2 protein-coding genes and 3 pseudogenes are annotated in these 4,103 nt (G+C 61.5%); 2 read left to right on the top strand and 3 right to left on the bottom strand.

Translation table 11 applies throughout. The features are described 5' to 3' along the window. A partial coding sequence (locus ACLP25_RS27100; RefSeq protein WP_442472206.1) for a hypothetical protein occupies positions 1–312 on the bottom strand: 312 nt, incomplete at its 3' end. A 198-nt stretch (positions 313–510) separates the two neighbouring features. On the opposite strand from ACLP25_RS27100, the pseudogene ACLP25_RS27095 reads away from it, so the two are divergent. Continuing rightward, a pseudogene (locus ACLP25_RS27095) lies at positions 511–714 on the top strand (YrrC family ATP-dependent DNA helicase); the annotation flags it as partial. 143 nt (positions 715–857) lie between these two features. On the opposite strand, the pseudogene ACLP25_RS27090 reads toward ACLP25_RS27095, so the two are convergent. Continuing rightward, a pseudogene (locus ACLP25_RS27090) lies at positions 858–1,046 on the bottom strand (pyridine nucleotide-disulfide oxidoreductase); the annotation flags it as partial. Positions 1,047–1,403: 357 nt separating this feature from the next. On the opposite strand from ACLP25_RS27090, the gene phaP reads away from it, so the two are divergent. Beyond that, complete coding sequence (phaP, locus tag ACLP25_RS27085; protein ID WP_442472205.1) at positions 1,404–1,796, top strand: TIGR01841 family phasin; 393 nt, start codon at positions 1,404–1,406, stop codon at positions 1,794–1,796. A gap of 476 nt (positions 1,797–2,272) precedes the next feature. On the opposite strand, the pseudogene ACLP25_RS27080 reads toward phaP, so the two are convergent. After that, positions 2,273–3,853: pseudogene (locus ACLP25_RS27080) on the bottom strand (alpha-amylase family glycosyl hydrolase). Positions 3,854–4,103 lie beyond the last annotated feature (250 nt).

The following is a 4,103-nucleotide window of genomic DNA, read 5'->3' as shown; positions in this document are numbered from 1 at the left end:
AGTGTCGCGCAGGTCCGCCGGCCTGCGCTTCAGCGATCCGTCGGCGCTCAAATCGCCAGCGCTCTCGTGCGCTTTGTCGAAGTCGGTCGATTGCTGAGGCTCGGCAGCGGCTGAAGGAGACATGGACACGATCGACGCAGACGGTGAGGACGGTTGGGACGTGAAGGGCGGATGCCCTGAGGACTCCAGCAAGCGCTTCAATTCAGACAGCATCTCTTCCGCGTTCACTTGTCGCGTCGTGCCGGCGCCAAGGCTGCGGTCGTATTCCACCTGTCTTTCTTCTCCGGTCCTTTGAGAGATCATTTCAAACACCTATTCTCCTTCATGAGCGCAAGTACTCCCGACGAAGTCGGCGATTATCGTCGCCGCGTCGAACCATTCCAGGGAATGTCGATTATACCGATGACGCCCGAGAAAGTGAATCGATAGGATGAGGCATCTGAGACGCCTCCCGCGGGGCGAATCCGCGGCGTGGCGCGCGAAGGGAGAACAGGCGATCCTGCCGCCCACATGAAGCCGACGTCGGAATCATCGACTCAAGAAGTGCTCGCAGGCCTCGTTGAGCGGGTCACGTTCCACAACGCGGAGAACGGCTTCTGCGTGCTCCGGGCGAAGGCGCGCGGACATCGCGATCTGGTGACCGTGGTCGGCCACGCCGCCATCATCTCGACCGGCGAGTGGATCACCGCGTCCGGCGAATGGATCAGCGATCGCGCCGGCATTATCAAGGCAAATAAGTATAGGCGATTTTCAGCGTCGAATCCGGCGGAGCGCGTTGTTAATTCGTGAGCAAAAACAGTAGAGCTCCGGTCCGCCTTGATGCGCGGGCAGGCAGTATAGATTTTACTCTGACAATGCCGGAGCGGGACCCACTCTTCGGGCGCGTTTCCCGCAAGGTAGTCCTTCGATAGATTCGGCCGGTCGACCGGTGGCGAGGCATCGTCGCTCGGCATGACGATGTCACCCTGATAGTCCTGGCGGCGAAGCATGTCCGCCGCAGCGAACCCCGCTGCGCCGCCGCCGCCGCCGATGACAATTCGGCTGGGATCGGTGGCTCTGGCGAGGACGCCCGGCTTCAGGCCGAAGTGAGGGCGCGCGGTTGATGCAGATCAACACGCGCAAGCTGCGATGTGCAACTATTATTGAAAGGCTTTGAAGGATCGCTGGCGCGGAGCGGATGTCCACATTTTGATGGGCCCTGTCACGTTGTCCAACGAAGAGCGTGATCGCGAGCAACTGGCCGTGCGCAAATTCTCAGCCTTGAACAGTTTGTCGAATGGCTGCAGCGAGGCCTAACTCATCCAAAGCCCTGGACTTAGGAAATTTGCGAGTCTTGCCACCATTTCGCCGCCGGTTACAGCGTAAGGTCACAATCGGACCTCAGATGTGGAGGATTTCCAGCCATGGCTAAAAAACCCAGTGAACAGATCGCTGATGCCAGCGCCGAAGCGGTAGTCAAGAGCGGCCAAGCCGCAGAGAAGATCATTAAAGGCAGTGCGGACGCTCTGAGCGAAAGCCGCAACGCCTCGAGAGCCGCTATTGAGGAGTTGACCAAGGCGTATCAGGAGTTGGCGACAAAAAATGCCAAGAATCTGACCGCTGCCATCCAGGCGCTTTCCGCCGTGAAAAGCCCGACAGAGTTCATAGAATTGCAGCAGAGGCTGATCAAGGACGGCGTTGAAGCGGTTGTCAGCGATAGCCGTCACATAGCCCAACTGACCACTGCCGTGTTTACTGCCGCTTTTGAGCCAGTGAAAAAGCAGATCGAGGCGGCGCAGAAGACCGCGCAAAGCTAAAGGGTGTAAGTCGGCTCGGGGAGTGACCCCATCGGAGTCAATTCGCTCAGAGTGTTCCGACGCCGATCGGCTTTCGGACCCACGCTGACCTACAGTCACGCCCGTCAGTGGGAGGTCCAAGATCTTGGCGCACCGCTCTCACCGTGCTTGAGTTGGCGGTCCAGCAGTATGAGCGAATCGGCAGTCATGTCGGCATCAAGCAATGAGCCGTGCCGGTCGTCTCTTTCGCAGCTATAACCTGCCGACGTCGAAGGAATAGGTCGAGAGTGAAGCAGGCATTGGCGGAACAGAGAGATTGCGCCACAAACCGGCCAACGCGGCGATGCGGAGGGGTGCGTTAGCGTCGCGCAGAGCGGTCGGTGGCTCGAGAGACGAACTCCGGGATTGTGTCCACCGCTTGTGGGGGCGGCCGCCCGCGGGGAGCGACGAAGGCGAAAATCGGATCGAGCGCGTACCCGGGCATTTCGCCATGAAGCTCAAGTTTTCCTCTCAACCACGAGCACAACCCCCTCGTTTGGGCGAAGCCTCCCGTCCGCAACGAAATTCTCGCGATCGAGGCGGGTCGACAGCAGGACCTCAGCGCCAACTGGAATGAGATCACTCTTCACAGACTTGCTGCTGAAATTGAGCGCGACCACGATCCGCTCGTCGCCGAAGGTCCGTTCGAACACGAGACAATCTCGGTCTGCGCTCATCCCGCCGTAGCCGCCCAGCCGAAGAGGCGAGCGCTTCCGGCGCAGTTCGATCAGGCGGCGATGAAGCGTGAGAATCGAATGCTCGTCGGCGCTCATGACGTCGACGTTCCTTGTCGCCCAGTCGGCGTGCAGGGGCAGCCACGGCTTCACCTTGCTGAAGCCCGCGTGCGGCGAGGAATCCCAGGCCATAGGGGTTCGCGCCGGGTCTCGCCCGAGGCCGGGCTCCCGAAGTTCGACCGGATCGCAGACGGCCTCGGCGGGGATGGGGACTGACGGAGTCCCGATCTCATCGCCATAGTAGATCGTCGGCGTGCCGCGAAGCGTGAGCAGGAGCATCGCCGCAAGTCGCGCCTGAGCCTGTCCGAGCCGGGCGCCGATGCGCTTCTGGTCATGGTTTCCGAGAACCCAGTTTGGCCAGGCGCCCGGCGGGAGAGCGGCCTCGTACTCCTTCACGAGGGCAGCGATCGAGGCGGCCGTCCAGGCGGTTGAAATGAGATGGAAATTGAAGGGAAGGTGCGCGCCCTTGCCGTCCTTGCCGTAGTAGAGCACGAGCTGCTCGATCGGCAGGTAGAGCTCGCCGATCAACACGCCGTCAGGATAGGCGTCCAGGGTCGCGCGCATCTCAGCCACCGCCTCGTGCACTTCCGGCAGGTCGCTCGTGTAGACGGGCAACTGGCGCTTGCTCTCCGGCATGGCCGGCGTCCAGGCGGGGTTCGGCGGATTGTCGCGCAAGCGTTCGTCCTCGAACAGGGCCGAGAGCGCATCGACGCGAAACCCGTCGATTCCGAGCTCGAGCCAGAACCGCAGAACGTCGACCATCTCACGCCGGACGTCCGCATTGCGCCAGTTGAGGTCCGGCTGCTCGGGCAGGAAGGCGTGGTAATAGTATTGGCCCGTCGCGCCGTCGCGGGTCCAGGCCGAGCCGCCGAAATGGGAGATCCAATTGTTCGGCGGCCCGCCATGCGTGGCCGGATCGCGCCAGACCTACCAGTCGCGCTTCGGCGAGGCGCGCGGCGAGCGGCTCTCGAGAAACCAGGGATGCCGGTCAGAGGTGTGGTTCGGCACATAGTCGAGGATGACTTTCATTCCCCGACGGCGCCCCTCCGCGATCAGCGTCTTTAGCGTCTTGAGATCGCCGAAGACCGTATCGACATCGCGGTAATCGCTGACGTCATAGCCGTAGTCCGCCATCGGCGACGGGTAGATCGGCGAGAGCCAGATCGCGTCGACCCCGAGCTGCTCCAAATATCCGAGTCGTCGAGTGATCCCCGCGATATCGCCGATGCCGTCGCCGTCCGTGTCCTGAAACGAACGCGGATAGATCTGATAGATGACGGCCTCTCGCCACCACTCGCCTACCATTGCCGAGAGCTCTCCCATGGCCCACGACGAACGAGAACGATACGCCGGAGAGCGATCTTAGGCTGCATGCGCGGGTTGCGCCATAAGCCAAAATTCTGCGATCTGATTGACTTAACGCCTGAGTATCCCCGGCATAGGTCCGCGTGTTAGCGGCGGCGAGAAAGCGCGCATAGACGGCGCGTGTTCGGTTTGATGGCTTATCTGCGTTGGTGAGACCGGCAACGAGAGCTGGCGCTTCAAGAACCGGGCC

This window comes from Roseiarcus sp., from assembly GCF_052145395.1.
Lineage (GTDB): Bacteria > Pseudomonadota > Alphaproteobacteria > Rhizobiales > Beijerinckiaceae > Roseiarcus.
This window is presented reverse-complemented; position numbering and strand designations above follow the sequence as displayed.